The organism is Geobacter grbiciae (assembly GCF_018531165.1).
Lineage (GTDB): Bacteria > Desulfobacterota > Desulfuromonadia > Geobacterales > Geobacteraceae > Geobacter > Geobacter metallireducens.
Window position 1 is genome coordinate 352,615 of record NZ_JAHDIW010000003.1, and the last position, 15,862, is coordinate 368,476.

Genomic DNA, 15,862 nt, shown 5'->3' on the forward strand with positions numbered 1-15,862 from the left:
CGGACAGACCATTTCGCATCAAACGTCATGACCGGGATCTCCCGGTTTTTGTGTTTTTCAAGGCATTCAAGGATGAATGATAATCAGCCGGTTTCGATCATAATTCCCGTCCGCCCGGGGGGCGAGGTTCGGGCCATGGAGCGGCTCCGCACGGTTAACTACCCGGCCGGGAGCATTGAGGTGCTCGTCGCCGAAGGGTGTTCGCCGAGCCGCCAGCGGAACCGGGCAGCTGCCATGGCCAAGGGGAAGCTGGTATATTTCCTCGATGACGACTCGCTGGTTGATCCCGCCTTTTTGCAGCGTGCGGCCGAGCGCTTCGTTGAGCCGCGTGTGGCGGCAGTGGGGGGACCGTCCCTTACTCCGGCAACCGACACCTTCTTCCAGCGGGCTGTGGGGCTCGTTATTTCCTCTCCCTTCGGTGGCGGCGGGGCGCGCAACCGCTACCGCCGGACCGGCGCCGCACGTCCCTCAAGCGAGCGGGAGCTGATCCTCTGCAATCTGGCCTTCCGCCGGGAACTCTTCCTTGCCTTTGGAGGGCTCGATGAACGCCTCTACCCGAACGAAGAAAACGAGCTTATGGATCGCCTCCTGACCGATGGATGGCTCTTGGTCCACGACCCGGACCTGGCGATTTATCGGAGCCAGCGGCCAAGCTTTCGGGCTTTTATGCGCCAGTTTTTCGGCTACGGGACCGGGCGGGGAGAGCAGACGCGCATTGCCGGCCTCCGCCACGGGATCGATTTCGCGCCGGCGTTTTTTCTCGCCTATCTTCTGCTGCTCCCCTGGGCACCGACGCTGTTGTGGTTTATCCCCTTGATCTGTTACGGCGCGTTACTTATTGCAGCTGCCGTTGCCGCAGCATGGCAGGGAAGGGCTCCGGCTGCAATCCCTTTGCTGTTTATACTCTTTCCAACCCTCCATCTGTCGTACGGGGCGGGGTTGCTTAAGGGGGTGCTCCGACCCCGTTTCGCACAGTCTCAGACAGAGCCGCCGGCGGTGGCGGTGCGGGTGATTAAGGAGTTGGGGATGCCGTGGGCTGCCGCCGGCGTTGCGCGCGCCGACAATGACGGACGGTTGACGCCGTGACCGGGTGTTTGACAGGGATCAGGAAGAGAACGGTCCTGCTGTTCTTCCTTGCGACGACCGTGGTGGTGTACGGGAATACCTTTCTCAACGACTGGACCTATGACGATGTGCCGGTCATTGTGCAAAACCCCGACGCCCATTCCCTTAAAGGCTTTGTTGAGAATAGCCGCCCCGGTCGTCCCCTGCGGGAACTGACCTATATCCCGGAGTATCACCTGTTCGGTGAAAAGCCGGCGGGGTACCGGGTTCAGCAGCTCGCCTGGCACGGGATGAACGGTTTTCTTCTGGTGCTGGTCTTTGGACTGCTCGGGGTCGAACTCCCGTACGCCCTGTTGGGTGCTCTTTTCTTCCTCGTACACCCCCTCCAGTCCGAATCGGTTGCGAATCTTTCGCACCGCAAGGAACTCCTGGCGCTCTTCTTCTCCTTGGTCTCGCTCTTCGGGTATCTGAAGGCTGCCGCTTTGGCCGGTGGACGGCGGGTGGCGTTTATGGCCGTTGCCGTTGCAGGCTATGTCGTTGCGCTCCTTGCCAACGAGACGGCGATTACCCTTCCCCTGCTCGTCATTCTCGTGGAGCGTTACGGGATGCCACGGGAACGGCGAATTCTCCTCCGTCGTCCCCTGCTTCTTGCCGTGGCCGGAGCCATGGCCGCGGCGTATCTGCTGTACACGTTCCGAGGGTTCATCCGGCCCGAGCAGCTCTTGACCGTTTACTCCAAGAACAGTTTCATGGCTTCCCGAAGCTACCTTCCCCTTTTTATGGGGTCGATGACAGCATTCGGGTTCTATCTCTGGAAGATCGTCCTCCCCGTGGGGCTTGCCCCTGAATACACGTTCCGCCTGGCAGAGAGTTTCCTGCAACCGTGGGCGCTTCTTTCCGGCACACTCCTTGTCGTGCTGGTGACCGTGATGGTGCGGGCGGCCCGCCGCCTTCCCCTCCTGTCGCTGGGGATCGGCTGGTTTTTCGTGTTCTGGCTGCCGGTGTCAAACCTCTTGCCGGTTGCCTATTTGGCTGCCGACAGGTATATGTATCTCTGCCTTCCCGGTGTCGGCCTCGCCCTAGCCGTGCTGCTCCAGAGACTAAGAAGCCCGAAGGTTGAGGTAGGCTTTTGTGCCGTTTTGCTCGTCCTCGCCGTTCTCACCGCCATTCAGAACGGATACTGGCGCACCGAGCATACCCTCTGGCGCCATGCTGTCGCGGTGAATCCAGATTCGACCTGGGTTCAGGAGACGGTTGCCCTGAGCTATCTCCTGACGGACGAAACCGACAAGGCCGTTGCCCATGCACGGGAGGCAATACGGCTGAACCGCCTCAATACCCGAGCGTATCTGACGCTGGCAAAGGCGGAGGAACGTCGGGGCAATCTGGCTGAGGCGGTGAAAAACTACGAATTCTTTGCTGCGTACGGCGGCATGGAATACCCTAGCGAGGCCGCGGATGTTCAGGCATCTCTTCCGGTCCTGCGTGAGCGGCTTGCCTTGCAGAAGAAGAATCTCCAGTGAGGTCCTTGGTGAAACTGAGTATCGTTATACCGATTTACAACGAAGAAGAGAACATTCCCCCTCTTCATGGACGGGTTACCGAAGCACTGGCCGGGACGGGCATCGACTATGAGCTGATCCTGGTGGACGACGGTTCCAGCGACGGTTCCTTTGAATGTCTGCGGGATATCGCCAACAGTGATTCGCGGGTGAAGGTGGTCCGCTTCCGCCGGAACTTCGGCCAGACCGCGGCCATGGCTGCCGGATTCGATGCCGCCAGCGGAGAGGTTATTGTGCCCATGGATGGCGACCTCCAGAACGATCCCGCCGACATCCCGATGCTTCTGGCGAAGATCGCCGAGGGGTACGACGTGGTCTCCGGATGGCGCAAAGACCGCCAGGACACCTTCATCAACCGCCGCCTCCCCTCCGTCATCGCCAACGGCCTCATCTCGCGCATGACCGGGGTCCATCTCCATGACTACGGCTGCACCCTCAAGGCCTACCGACGTGAGGTTCTCGACGGCGTGAACCTCTACGGCGAAATGCACCGCTTCGTGCCGGCCCTGGCATCCCAGGTGGGAGCACGGGTGACGGAGTTGCCGGTGCGGCACCACCCCCGGCTCCACGGTACGAGCAAGTATGGCATCTCCCGCACCATGCGGGTGGTCCTCGACCTCATGACGGTGAAATTTCTCCTCGCCTACTCCACCAAGCCGATCCAGCTCTTCGGCAAGTGGGGGATTTATACCTTGTTTGCGGGCTTTCTCAGCGGGGGAGCAACCCTCTATTTCAAGTTTTTCGAGCATATCAACATGAATCGCAACCCTCTCCTCATCCTCACCGCGTTCCTGCTCTTTATGGGGGTGCAGTTCATCGTTCTCGGCCTTCTCGGCGAGCTTAACGCCCGCACCTATTACGAAGCGCAGGGGAAACCGATTTACGTGATTCGCGAGCGAATCAACGTAGGGGACCGGGGACCGGGGACCGGGGACCGGGAAAATCGCAAAGACTTATGACCGTCAGGAGGATTTGTGCGGGATCATAAGGAGTTGGATGTTTGGAAAACGGGTGTTGAGCTGGTGACGTCGGTTTATGTTGCGACTCAGTCGTTTCCGAAAGAACAACTGTATGGTTTGACAAACCAGTTGCGGCGGGCGGCAGTCTCAATACCGTCGAATATTGCGGAAGGGGCCGCGAGGCAGACGAACAGGGAGTTTGTGCAGTTTCTCTATATCGCTCTTGGTTCGGTTGCCGAAGTTGAAACTCAGTTGATCATCGCTGATAAGTTAAACTACATTGCGGACGTTACGTCTGTTCTCAACCGCATAGCGTCACTCCGCAAAATGCTCCACGGCCTGATTCGCCACTACCGGACCAAGGAGACACAAGGTGACTAGTTTTTCCCCGGTCCCCGGTCCCCGGTCCCCGGTCCCGAGGACGCTCCGCGTCCTGATGGTGGCTCCAACCCCTTTCTTCGCCGACCGGGGGTGCCACGTCAGGATTTACGAGGAGGCCCGGGCGCTCATGGCCTGCGGGCACGAGGTTCGGATCGCCACCTATCACCTGGGGCGCGACATGCCCGGCATTGCCACGGACCGCACCGTGCGCATCCCCTGGTACCGGAAACTGTCTGCCGGTCCCTCCTGGCACAAGCCCTACCTGGACATCCTTCTCTTCGTTACCGCCCTGCGAGCCGCCCGGCGAATGCGCCCCGATCTGATCCACGCCCACCTCCACGAGGGGGCCTTCCTTGGCGTTTTCCTGAAGAGACTCGTCGGTGTTCCCCTCCTTTTCGACTGCCAGGGGAGCCTCACGGGAGAGCTGGCCGACCACGGCTTTGCGCGGCAAGGGTCGCTTCTCTGCCGCTTCTTCGCCCGGCTTGAGGGATGGATCAACCGCAACGCCGATGCCATCATCACCAGCTCCGGCGCCGGCCGGGACGATCTCGTCGGTAAGTGGGGCGTCCCGGCCCGCAAGGTGACGGCCTTCATGGATGGGGTGGATACGGCGGTGTTTCGCCCCTATCCCAGGGACGAGGTTCGCCGCAAGCTCGGCATCGCGTCTCACGCGCCGCTGGTGGTCTTTCTGGGGGTCCTGAACCGCTACCAGGGGATCGATCTCCTCCTTTCTGCCATGGTTATCCTCAAGGCCAAAGGGAGCCCGGTCCGCTTTCTGGTCATGGGGTTTCCTGAAGGGGGCTATCGCGAAAAGGCCCGAGAGTTGGGCGTTGACGACATGGTGACCTTCCCCGGACGTATCGACTATGCCAAGGCGCCGCTCTACCTCTCGGCAGGGGATTTGGCCGTGTCGCCGAAGGTTTCCCTCACCGAGGCCAACGGCAAGCTCTTCAACTATATGGCCTGCGGGCTGCCCACGGTGGTGTTCGACACCCCCATCAACCGGGAGATCCTCGGTGATGCCGGGGTGTATGCACGGTTTGGCGATGCCGTTGATCTGGCGGCGAGGATTGACTCTCTGGCTGGCGATGTCGAGGAACGGGCTCGACTCAGTCAATTGGGTCGCGAGCACGCTGAAAACAATCACTCGTGGCACGCCAGGGGGATGGAGCTGTCCGAGGTCTACCGGCATCTTGTGATCCTGCTCGCTGCACGTCGATGATGACGGTGTTCATAGTTTGAACATTCCTGTTGCTATTTCCCTTTGATTTCAGTAGTGTTCATTGTATGAACGATAAGACCGATAAGGCGTTAGATTCCTACCGTTCCTTTCTCCTCCTCTCGGAAATCGCCGGCGAGGAGCCCCTTTCCCAGCGGGAACTCTCCCGCCGGGCCGGCATTGCCGTCGGACTAGTGAACTCCTACCTAAAAAACCTCGTGGCCAAGGGGTACGTCCGCGTCAAGAACTTCCCCCGCAACCGCTACGCTTACCTTCTTACCCCCACGGGGATCGCCGAAAAGAGCCGACTTGCCTACCAGCATCTCAGTTATTTTACCAATCTCTACACCGTTGCTCGGCAGGACTATCTGGCGTTGTTTCAGTCTCTCAAGGCAGAGGGGGTGACGGAGGTTGTGTTCTGCGGGGTTGACGAGGTGGCGGAGATTGCGTACCTCTCACTGCGGGAAGCGGGGTTGGAGTTGGTCGCGGTTTTGGATGATCAAGGCCATGGGAATAGTTTTTTTGGGGTCAGGGTCATGCCCTTGATTGTATGGGAGCAGCGGGGCAACGAGCCGATAGTTGTTACGTCACTGAAGCGCGGGGATGAACTGATTGAGGGACTAAAAAAGGTCGGTGTTAATGATCGGCGGTTCATTGTCGCTCCACGTGGGTGTTGAGGTGACCGACCGCACGACTGACAATCAGCAGCAGGAGTTTCAAGAACTGAAGAAAAAATCGCTTTCAGGGATGACGGCGCTCTTTATCCGCCAGGTCTTGGTGAAGCTGATTTTTTTCGGGGGCAACATCGTCCTTGCCCGGCTCCTGGCGCCGCAGGTCTTTGGAATCTACGCTATCGTCAACTTCGTCGTCACCTTTTTCTCTACCTTTGGCGATGTGGGGATAGGTGCGGCTCTGATCCAGAAGAAAGGAGAGTTGAGTCGGGAAGAGCTCTCCACTACCTTCTGGCTGCAGCAGATGCTGGTCTGGAGTGTGGTGGCGGTGGCGGTGCTGGCGGCGCCGTTGGCGCTGAAGGTCTATCCGACGCTTCCGCCGGTGGGGGTGTGGCTCATTCGGGCTATGGCGCTCAGTTTCTTCTTTTCTTCGCTGAAAACAATCCCGGCAATCCTGATGGAACGGGAGATCGACTTCAACCGGATTGCCTGGGTTGATGTTACCGAGAACCTGGCATTCCAAGGCGTAGCCATCACTGGCGCCTTCCTTGGCTGGGAGGCGTGGAGCTTCGTGGCGGCGGCGGTGACGCGAGGGCTTCTTGGCGCGCTGCTGATCTACTCCCTGTCGTCGTGGCGGCCGAGCCTGCACTACCGGTTCGAGTCGGTGAAGGGGTTGGTGCGGTTCGGCCTGCCGTACCAGGGGAACCAGATTCTCAGCTTCATCAAGGATGCTGTGACGCCATTGTTTGTCGGGGCGTATGCCGGGGCGGCGGCGGTGGGATATCTCAACTGGGCGAGGAACTTTGCTTTCGTCCCTCTAGTTATCTCAGAAACCTTTGGCCGTGTGGCCTTCCCGGCGTTTTCCCAACTCCAAGACGATCGGGAGCTTTTGGGGCACACCATCGAGAACTCGATCCGCATGATGACCTTTGTCATGCTCCCTGTCACCGGGATTTTTATCGCGCTTGGGCCGGAGATAACGCACTATTTTTATACGGACAAATGGTTTCCCGCGATCAACGCGTTCTATCTCTTTTCGTGGGCGCCACTGATGATGGGTGTCACCCTGCCGATGTTCAGCGGGATATTGAGCATCGGGAAATCAAAAATTATCCTAGCAATGAGCTTGGCGCTTATCGGGATTGAGTGGGGAATTGGCGCCCCGCTGGTGACACGAATCGGGTTCACCGGAGTCGCTGTTACCCAGCCAATCTCCTACATAATCTTTACAGTGGTTTACAAGTATGTGCTTCGCCGTCAGCGGGTCAGGGTCAACGTCGTCAGGAACGCGTACCTTAACCTACTTATTGCTGCCTTGATGGCTGCAATTGTTTGGTATGCGAAGGGGGGGCTTGTTACATCTCTGCCGGCGCTGGTGGCCTTTGCTGGGATGGGACTTGTCGTGTATCTCTTGTTATCGTTCATGTTAAATCGGGGGACACTAAAGGAGTCCCTCCGTTACTTTCGCAAACTGAGAGAGCCAACATGCTAAACGCACTCAAAAACAGGCTCCGCGTCTGGTACGACCCGGAGATGAAGGCGATTGCCAGGATCATCCGGGAGATGAACTCTAAGGGTGGAGACGACCCTGTGGTAACCGAGTGCAACAAAGTGTTTGTTGATCGGCTTAGGGTTTTCCCGATCGCACTTAAAATGGATTTTTGGGAACACCATTTTGAGCTAGAAGGGTTCAGTGATTTTCCTGAAATTGGTGGGGATATTTTAGACTTTGGGTGTGGGTCTGGGCATCTGGACGTTTATCTTGCGCGGAGAGGTTTTACTGTGACTGGCGTGGATCTAAGCCCTGTCGGGATTGCCATCGCTTCCTTTATAAGAGAGAATGAGGCTGCTGATGTCAAAAAGCGACTTTTGTTTTTCGTTGCCGATGTCACTGCGGACCTTCCGCCTCGGCAATTTGATGCCGCATGGTCTGCGCATGTTTTTGAGCATATAAAGAATCCTGGTCCTGTCTTGGCTGGACTAAAAAATTGGATAAAGCCTGGGGGATCGCTTCTTATTTCTGTCCCATTTGGTCGCGCTTACGATGATCCAGGACATGTAAACCATTTTTATAGCGAAGCTGATTTGCAGCATTATCTTGGTGGCCATATCTCTGTTGAGCGCATAAAAATTTATAGAGATCATCAAGTTATTCGTGCCTTATGTAAAAATGATGGAGATGGGAAGAATGATAGATAATTGTTTGTATTGCGGTTCCGCAACGCTCTTGTCAATCATCCACCTTGCTAACGGTAAAAATGCGGTGACGTGCGGTAAGTGTGGGCTTACAAGGACTATCCCTGTGCCATCTGCAGAATACTCGGAAGTTGCCGAGTATTTTGAGAACTATCTCTTGAAAGAGAAGTTGTTTCGGGCGTTTTCCCGCAAACTTCTCGATTTCGTACTATCGGTTGTCCAGAATGGAAGGCTGCTTGAGGTCGGTTGTAGTGTCGGTTTTTTTTTAGAGGAAGCCAAGCGCGCTGGTTTTTCTGTCAATGGTGTTGAATTGAACGAAAAGGCTGCGACTTTGTCCAAGGGAAAAGACTTTGATGTACGGAACTGTATGCTGCGTGAAGCAGGCTTTCCTTCACACGAGTTTGATGTCGTCGTGATGAGTCATGTGTTGGAGCATATTCAGGATCTTCGCGAGTTCCTCGCTGATATCAAGGTACTGCTGAGACCAGGCGGGAAGGTCATCGTTTCACAACCTACCCCAGACGGGATTGTCCCGAAGATGCAAAAAAAGAAATGGTATGGGTGGGTTCCGAATGAGCATGTCTGGCATTTTACTCCCAAAACATTGTCTTTAGTGTTTGCGGAAAATGGGTTTGATGTCGTAAAGGTGGAAAGAAATTCAATGTACTACTCTCTTTGGCCATCGTCCCCCCGCGCGGTTCTCGTTGCACTGGTTGCGCGGACTGCTGCTGTACTTGGTTTGGGTGATCAGTTCTACTTAGCCGCGACTGTGTCTGAAAAGGATAGTCTATGACTACGATATCAGCAGTATTGATTGTTAGGAATGAAGAGTTGAATATCCGTTCATGCCTACAGACGTTATGTTGGTGCGACGAGATCGTAGTGGTAGACATGGAGAGTGAGGATCGCACTGTAGCATTGGCTAGGCAGTTTACAAATAAAATATACTCGCATGAAAAAGTCATGGCATTCGATATTGCACGTGACTTCGCAGTCAAACAAGCTACCTGTGATTGGATTTTTATGATTGACGCAGATGAGCTTGTCACGAATACATTGAAATCTGCAGTTGTTTCTGTTGTCGATGAAAATGATTATGATGTGGTTTACTTTCCGAGAATTAATTTCATCTTTGGTAAATGGATTCAGAATGCTGGTTGGTGGCCTGATTATCAGGCAAGGCTTTTTAGGAACGGGGCTATGTCCTTTTCTGGACGAGTTCATAACTTTATCGAAATTGCTCACGGGTCTCGAATAAAATATCTTGATTTAGCAGAAGATAATGCAATTATACATTTTAATTACGAACACTCTCATCAATTTATCTCCAAGCTTAATCATTATACTTCAATTGAGGCACGTGATCTTAAGGCGGCAGGACATAGATTTTCAAAGAAGGTTTTTTTTGTAGAGGTGTTACGGGAGTTTTATAATAGGTATTTTAAGACCAAGGGTTATCGTGAGGGAATGCATGGTCTGTTCCTCGGCCTTTTGATGATGTTTTACCGAATTTCGGTTTTTATCAAACTGTGGGAATGCCATGAGCATGAGAAGAGAAGTGTCAGCGAGATGTATAATGCGATGAAGCAGGAGATTACGGCGCAGCATCTAACAGGTTCAACAAAGGATGAGAACCCACCGGTCGCAAGATGAGATTGTCTGCAACAATTGCTATCATCCTTCTCAACTGGAACGGCTGGCGCGACACCGTCGACTGCGTCGAGTCCTGCCGGAAGCTGGATTATCCGAATTTCCGGATTCTCATCGTTGATAACGGCTCCACTGACGGTTCAGAAGCAATTCTGCGGGAGCGCTTCCCCGACGTGGAACTGATCCAGACTGGTGCCAACCTCGGCTTCGCCGGGGGAAACAACGCTGGCATACGGCACGCTCTTGTCCGTGGCGCCGACTACGTCTGGCTCTTGAACAACGACACTGTGGTGGAGCCCGGCGCCCTCGGGGCGTTGGTCCGGGTTGCGGAGAGCGACCCGCGGGTCGGGATGGTGGGGAGCAAAATCGTCTACTTCGACGACCCGTGGCTGCTCTGGTTCGCCGGGGCGGTGATCGACCCAGAGAGACCACACCGGCCGTTTCACCGGGGGCTGTACGAGCGGGACACCGGCCAGTACGACCGTGTGGCCGAGACCGGCTACGTCACCGGATGCAGCCTCTTGGCCCGGCGGGAGATGATGGCGGAGGTGGGAATGCTGGACGATGACCTCTTCCTCTACTTCGAGGACGCAGACTGGAGCGCTCGGGCTGCCCGGGCTGGCTGGAAGCTCCTCTATGTGCCGGACTCGGTGGTCCGGCATAAGGAGTCGGTCAGTTCCGGCGGTGCTGCCTCGCCGCGGTTAGTCTACTACACGGCGCGCAACCGGCTCTACTTTGTGCGTCGCAACTTCCCGGCGAAACTAGCGGCGGCCCTCTGCTACGACCTCTTCGAACACGTCCTAGTGAACGTGAAGAAGGGTCGATTTCCCCTAGCGGTAGCGGGGTGCAGAGGAATCAGGGATTTCCTTGCCGGAAAGATTGGCCAGATGCCCTAACTGGTGTCAGTTGCGCCTCCTCTAGGAGGACATTCTTTCATGTATATTAATCAGCAACCGGAATTGGAGGAGTTATGTGGCGGGATTGGCTGTCTCTCCAGGGATTGAGGGTTGCAATCAAGGACCCTAAGTACAAGGTCCTCCACGGCCGTTTTGCCAAGTCCGGTTTTGACCTCCTTGATGTCGGCTGCGGGAACCATTCTGCTGGTTTGACGAAAAGGTTATTCCCGAAAGTTAGGTACAGTGGAGTTGACAGAGACGTCTACAACAATAGTGACGAAGACTTCAAGTCTATGGAACGGTATTACCGGATCGATCTCATGGACGGCGACCTACGAGAAATTCCGGACCGGGGATTTGATGCCGTCTGGGTGAACCATGTGATCGAGCATATTCCGAACGGGATAGAAGTTGTTGTAGCGCTTACCGGAAAGCTCAGAGAAAAGGGACTTATTTACATTGAATTTCCTTCGGTTCGATCACTGTCTCTTCCCAGTTGGGAAGGGACCCTCAACTTCTGTGACGACGAATCGCACGTTCGGGTCTACGATGTGAAAGAGATTTCAAACGCCTTGCTGATGTCGGGGTGTAGGATCGTAAGGGCGGGTCAACGGCAGGACAAGATCCTTATTGTGTGCAATTTTGTCAGATGGATATTCTTGAAAATAACAGGGAGAAAAGTGCCAGCCTCTATGTTATGGGACTTCTTCGGCTTTGCCGACTATGTCCTTGCAGTGAAAAATTGAATTAGGATACCGACATGACGCAGAGAAACGTACGCACCGACTGCATCCATCTTGATGGCTATAAGCCGTGCCCTCCCCACAAGAGGAGCGGCGTCGTATGCGATTACTGTGCCGAGTACCGTCCGTCCCACTTCCGGATCCTCATCCTGAAGGTGGGGGCTGCCGGTGAGGTGATCCGGAACACCCCGATCCTTCACCGGCTGCGAGCCCTCTACCCCGGTGCCGAGATCATCTGGATGACCGACTACCCTGATTTCATTCCCCGTTCCTTAGTCCAGAAGGTGCTGAAGTACGACTGGAAGAACGCCCTGCTGGTTCAGGAGCAGGAGTACGACCTGCTCCTGAGTCTCGACAAGGACACCCAGGTCTGCGCCGTGGCGAATCGGGTCCGGGCGGCGGTGAAGAAGGGGTTCCTCCTGGACCCGCTGGGGAAGATCGTCCCCGCCGACGACGATGCCCGCCGCAAGTGGCTGACCGGGATCTTCGACGACCTGATGAAGGAGAACACCCGGCACTATGTGGAGGAGACCTTCGAGATCTGCGGTTGGGAGTGGGCGGGGGAGCGCTACATCCTGGAGAACGTCCCCCGGGTCCCACTTTCGTTCCCCCGGACGGAGGGGCGGCCGCTGATTGGCCTCAACACTGGCGCCGGCAGCATCTGGCCGACCCGCATCTGGCCCGAGGATAGTTGGCGGGATCTGGCAGCGGCGTTGCAGACGCGGGGGTACGACGTCCTTCTTCTCGGCGGCCCCGATGAACACGAAAAGAATCTGCGGCTTGCGCGGGAGAGTGGAGCCCGCTACGAAGGGCTGAAGAACTTCCTGGAGTTCTCGGGGTTGGTCGGCTGCTGTGACCTGGTGGTAACCGCCGTCACCATGGCGCTCCACATCGCCATCGCCCTGGAGCGCCGGATCGTGCTGCTGAACAACATCTTTAACGCTTCCGAGTTTTATCTCTACGGGCTCGGCTCCATTGTGCAACCGGAGCTCGACTGTCTCGCCTGCTACAAGCGCGCCTTCGACGGGGGCTGCCCGGTGGAGGACTGCATGGAGCTGATCAGCGTGGCGGATGTGGCGGCGGCGGTGGAAACAAACCTATCCGCACAGGAGCCGGTTTCAAGCCCATGATGCAGGCAAGACCAAAAATCCTGGCGCTTTACCCGCGGTTGCCGTCGATGGCGAGGGCGGCTGGTGAGAAGACGGCATTCAAGTTCGTTGAGACCCTCCATGGCCTGGGCCACCGAATCGTCCTGCTCTCATTCGCTTTCAACGGCTACGACGAGAAAGACTACCAGGCACTGGAGCCGTTGTGTGAGAAGATTGTGCTGCACCCCTTCGGCTCCGGAGAGAAACTTGCCAACGTTCTGCGGGGGTGGCACCTGTCGCCGACCCTTGCCGCCCGACGCAGCCCCGGCTTCGGCCGGCTTATCGACGAACATATCGCGGGGTGCGACCTCGTCCACATAGAGTTCACGGAGCTCCTCCCCTGGGCCTGCCATATCAAGAGACGGTATCCGGAGAAGCGGGTCAGCTACGTCGCCCACGACATCGTCTTCCAGAAGAAGTACCGGGAGGCACGCAGGCACCTCTTCTTGAACCCTTGGCGCGACCTGGACCTGGCAATGACCTGGTGGAGCGAGAATCGTTTCCTTGCCTGCGCCGATCGGGTAATCGTGCAGAATCGCAAGGATGCGGCGCTGATCCCTCGTCATCGGGAGCGGGTGCGCGTGGTGGTCCCATACGCGCAGACGGCGGCCTCGGAGGATTCTAGCGTTCCCCCGCCGATCTCCGGACGCTATCTGATCTTCTATGGTGCGATGGACCGTCCTGAGAATTATCTCGCGGCTATCTCTTTTCTCCGCATCTGCTGGCCGGAGTTGCGACGGGAGTTCCCGGACTTGGAGTTCTGCGTGCTTGGCGCACGCCCCCATGACCGGCTCCGTGAATTTGATGGCCGTGACGGGGTAACGGTGACCGGCTTTGTGGAGGATCCGAACGCCTACCTTTCCGGCGCATTCCTTACGGTTGCCCCGATCACCCTCGGCGCCGGAATCAAGGTGAAGGTGCTGGAGTCGCTTCTGAGCGGTTCCCCGGTGGTCGCTTTCCCAGCGGGGGCTGAGGGGATCGACGTTGGGCCGCGGGAAGGGTTGACCGTGGTGGAGGGGTATCGGGAGATGACTGCAGAGATCCGGCGTGCACTGCATGGCGCGTTGCCGGACCGGGGGGAGATCCGTGCCGCTGCGCGGCGTGCCTTCGACTGGGGGATCACCGAGAGCTTCCTCCGGGAGGACTACCGGTGACGGGACTCAAGCCTCGCGTTTCGGTCATCGTGCTGACATGGAACGGGAAGAGGTATCTCCCCGGCTGCCTTGGGGCGCTGGCGGTACAGACTTTTCGGGATTTTGAGGTGATACTGGTCGATAACGGTTCCGAGGACGGATCGGGACAGTATGTTCGGGAGGCGTTCCCGTGGGTCCGACTGGTTGAGCTTCCCGAAAATCTCGGCTTCGCGGAGGGAAATAATCGAGGACTGGCGACCGCGCAGGGAAAATTGATTGTGACGCTCAACAACGATACGCTGGCGGAGCCGGATTTCCTGGCTGAGCTCGTTGGCGCAGCGGAGCGGTATCCCGATGCTGGAATGATCGCGGCCCTGCTGGTGAACTTTTACGATCCCGCTCGAATCGATGCTGCCGGAATCGCCCCGGGGTTCGATGGGCTCGGCTACTGCCTCGGGCACGGCGAACCGGTGGGAGCTCCGTGGGATACATCGAGGGAGGTATTCGGCCCTTCTGCGGGGGCGGCGCTGTATCGACGGGAAATGATCGATGAGATTGGCTTTTTCGATGCGGCATTCTTTGCCTACGCGGAGGATTTCGATCTCGCCTGGCGCGGACGGCGTGCCGGCTGGCCCTGCATGACGGCCCCGCAAGCCGTTGTCCGCCATGTCCATTCGGCCACGAGCGGTACGGAAAGTCCGTTCACCATCTACCATATTCATCGCAACAAGTGGTACGTGCTCCTGAAGGATTGGCCGACGCGCCTTCTGCTGAGGCACCTCCCACGGATTCTGGTGGCAGATCTGGCTGCATTATTCGTGGCATTGCTGAAAGGGCGGGGCGGTGCTGCCTTGCGAGCCAGATGGGGAGTGCTTGCTGCGCTCCCATGGCTTCTGGTTAAACGCCGAGAACAGGATGGGACGGGCGCCCCCCTGTCCGTGGAGCGGTTGTTTGCCCGCGGCCTTTCGCTTGCGGCACTGAAGCGGAAGCTGGGGATGAGCTAGCCGCTGCCGGTTCTTCGTCGTTTTCGATGGAGCGGGATCGGCCAATTATTATAGATTGGGGATGATCGTAGCAATGGCACAGATTGATGCCGCAGGGGAAAAGCGCGTCCTGTACCTCGTGGACAAGTCGGGATTCGGTGGTGTCCAGACGATTGCGTACACTCTGATGCGCCATGGTGTTGACGAACGGATCGGGATGGATTTCTTTTTCTTGAGAAACATCAATGATCGGTTCGGCATGGAAGACATCCGTGGACCCAATGTGTTCTATTCACGTGCGACGCATCGGTACAGTCTGCGTCCGTTCGTTGAGATCCTTCGTTTCATCAGGGAGAAAAACGTTTCGATTCTCCATCTCAATGGCAACAAATCCATTATCCTCGGCCTCGTGATAAAGAAGCTTTTTCATCCGACGATTAAAATAATTGCCCATGAGCATGGCGGGGTATTTGACTACTCCCGCTGGTATGCCGCGTTTCTGAAGTCTTTCCGCAACTCCTTCGATCTCTTTATCACGATTTCGAATTACCGAAAGCACTTCCTTGTCGAGCGGTGCCTGGTTGCTCCTTCAGCCATCAGGGTAATCGATAATTTTGTCGATCCGGCGCGCCTTGCCACCGCCAGCGCGAGCGCTTGCGGCCACACTGACCGCTGCGGCTCAGGGGGAGACAAACCCTTTGTCATCGGGTATGTTGGCGGACTCAGCAGAATCAAGGGGTGTGATGTGCTGGTCCGGGCACTTCCCCCGTTGCGGGAGCGTCTCGGCAATTTCAGGGTGATGATAGCGGGCGACGGACCGGCCCGGGCGGAACTCGAGGAGCTCGTTGCGGCTCTCGGACTGGGGGATATCGTTTCATTCCTTGGATTTGTGGATCCACCGGGCATCGCATATGCCCAGTTTGATATGATGGTGATCCCTTCGCGTTCCGAGGAGGGGCCGATTTGTCTGTATGAAGCGTGGATGATGGGGCTCCCGGTCGTGGCCAGCAATGCCCCGGTGCTCAACGAACGCATCCGGGACGGGGAAACGGGCATTCTGTTTCAATCGGATGAGCCGTGCGATCTGGCAGAGAAGATCTATTCGGTTTACCGTAATCCGGATGTCGCCGCGCATATCAGGGCGGGGGGCTCTTGTGAGGCCGCGCGCCATACGGTGGAGCGCTATCGGGGAGATTTGCGGGACGTCTACCTCTCACTTTGAGATGCATCACTCGAGTGTGCGTTTGCCCGTTCTC

At 56.9% G+C, this 15,862-nt stretch carries 16 protein-coding genes; all 16 read left to right on the plus strand.

What is annotated here, in order from left to right; genetic code table 11:
- The first annotated feature begins 72 nt into the window (after positions 1-72).
- The 16 genes from KJB29_RS07135 to KJB29_RS07210 all read left to right on the plus strand — a co-directional run bounded on the left by KJB29_RS07135 (position 73) and on the right by KJB29_RS07210 (position 15,828).
- A complete protein-coding gene (locus KJB29_RS07135; protein WP_215733992.1) occupies positions 73-1,086 on the plus strand; it encodes a glycosyltransferase family 2 protein in 1,014 nt (337 codons plus the stop codon).
- Positions 1,083-2,588 (plus strand): tetratricopeptide repeat protein, encoded by a 1,506-nt coding sequence (locus tag KJB29_RS07140; RefSeq protein WP_215733993.1) that lies wholly within the window; start codon positions 1,083-1,085, stop codon positions 2,586-2,588. The genes KJB29_RS07135 and KJB29_RS07140 overlap by 4 nt, the downstream gene beginning before the upstream one ends.
- Positions 2,589-2,596: 8 nt before the next feature.
- Entirely contained in the window at positions 2,597-3,586 is a 990-nt protein-coding gene (locus tag KJB29_RS07145; RefSeq protein WP_215733994.1) for a glycosyltransferase family 2 protein, read from the plus strand.
- Positions 3,587-3,601: 15 nt separating this feature from the next.
- Positions 3,602-3,967, plus strand: coding sequence for a four helix bundle protein (locus KJB29_RS07150; RefSeq protein ID WP_215733995.1), 366 nt, complete (start codon positions 3,602-3,604; stop codon positions 3,965-3,967).
- Positions 3,960-5,189: a glycosyltransferase family 4 protein gene (locus KJB29_RS07155; RefSeq protein WP_004512826.1), complete on the plus strand. Its 1,230-nt coding sequence runs from the start codon at positions 3,960-3,962 to the stop codon at positions 5,187-5,189. The genes KJB29_RS07150 and KJB29_RS07155 overlap by 8 nt, the downstream gene beginning before the upstream one ends.
- Positions 5,190-5,254: 65 nt before the next feature.
- Positions 5,255-5,863: a winged helix-turn-helix transcriptional regulator gene (locus KJB29_RS07160; protein ID WP_215733996.1), complete on the plus strand. Its 609-nt coding sequence runs from the start codon at positions 5,255-5,257 to the stop codon at positions 5,861-5,863.
- On the plus strand, positions 5,826-7,349 hold the full coding sequence (locus KJB29_RS07165; protein WP_215733997.1) for an oligosaccharide flippase family protein: 1,524 nt from the start codon (positions 5,826-5,828) through the stop codon (positions 7,347-7,349). The genes KJB29_RS07160 and KJB29_RS07165 overlap by 38 nt, the downstream gene beginning before the upstream one ends.
- Complete coding sequence (locus KJB29_RS07170; protein ID WP_215733998.1) at positions 7,343-8,056, plus strand: class I SAM-dependent methyltransferase; 714 nt, start codon at positions 7,343-7,345, stop codon at positions 8,054-8,056. Before KJB29_RS07165 ends, KJB29_RS07170 begins: the two co-directional genes overlap by 7 nt.
- Positions 8,046-8,846, plus strand: a complete 801-nt coding sequence (locus KJB29_RS07175) for a class I SAM-dependent methyltransferase (RefSeq protein WP_215733999.1) — start codon at positions 8,046-8,048, stop codon at positions 8,844-8,846. The genes KJB29_RS07170 and KJB29_RS07175 overlap by 11 nt, the downstream gene beginning before the upstream one ends.
- A complete protein-coding gene (locus tag KJB29_RS07180) occupies positions 8,843-9,706 on the plus strand; it encodes a glycosyltransferase family 2 protein (protein WP_215734000.1) in 864 nt (287 codons plus the stop codon). The genes KJB29_RS07175 and KJB29_RS07180 overlap by 4 nt, the downstream gene beginning before the upstream one ends.
- Complete coding sequence (locus KJB29_RS07185) at positions 9,703-10,599, plus strand: glycosyltransferase family 2 protein (RefSeq protein WP_215734001.1); 897 nt, start codon at positions 9,703-9,705, stop codon at positions 10,597-10,599. Before KJB29_RS07180 ends, KJB29_RS07185 begins: the two co-directional genes overlap by 4 nt.
- A gap of 74 nt (positions 10,600-10,673) precedes the next feature.
- A complete protein-coding gene (locus tag KJB29_RS07190) occupies positions 10,674-11,345 on the plus strand; it encodes a class I SAM-dependent methyltransferase (RefSeq protein WP_215734002.1) in 672 nt (223 codons plus the stop codon).
- Between the two features lie 14 nt (positions 11,346-11,359).
- Entirely contained in the window at positions 11,360-12,472 is a 1,113-nt protein-coding gene (locus tag KJB29_RS07195; RefSeq protein WP_215734003.1) for a glycosyltransferase family 9 protein, read from the plus strand.
- Positions 12,469-13,644: a glycosyltransferase gene (locus KJB29_RS07200; protein ID WP_215734004.1), complete on the plus strand. Its 1,176-nt coding sequence runs from the start codon at positions 12,469-12,471 to the stop codon at positions 13,642-13,644. Before KJB29_RS07195 ends, KJB29_RS07200 begins: the two co-directional genes overlap by 4 nt.
- On the plus strand, positions 13,641-14,627 hold the full coding sequence (locus KJB29_RS07205; protein WP_215734005.1) for a glycosyltransferase family 2 protein: 987 nt from the start codon (positions 13,641-13,643) through the stop codon (positions 14,625-14,627). The genes KJB29_RS07200 and KJB29_RS07205 overlap by 4 nt, the downstream gene beginning before the upstream one ends.
- Before the next feature lie 73 nt (positions 14,628-14,700).
- A complete protein-coding gene (locus KJB29_RS07210) occupies positions 14,701-15,828 on the plus strand; it encodes a glycosyltransferase family 4 protein (RefSeq protein ID WP_246560657.1) in 1,128 nt (375 codons plus the stop codon).
- Positions 15,829-15,862 lie beyond the last annotated feature (34 nt).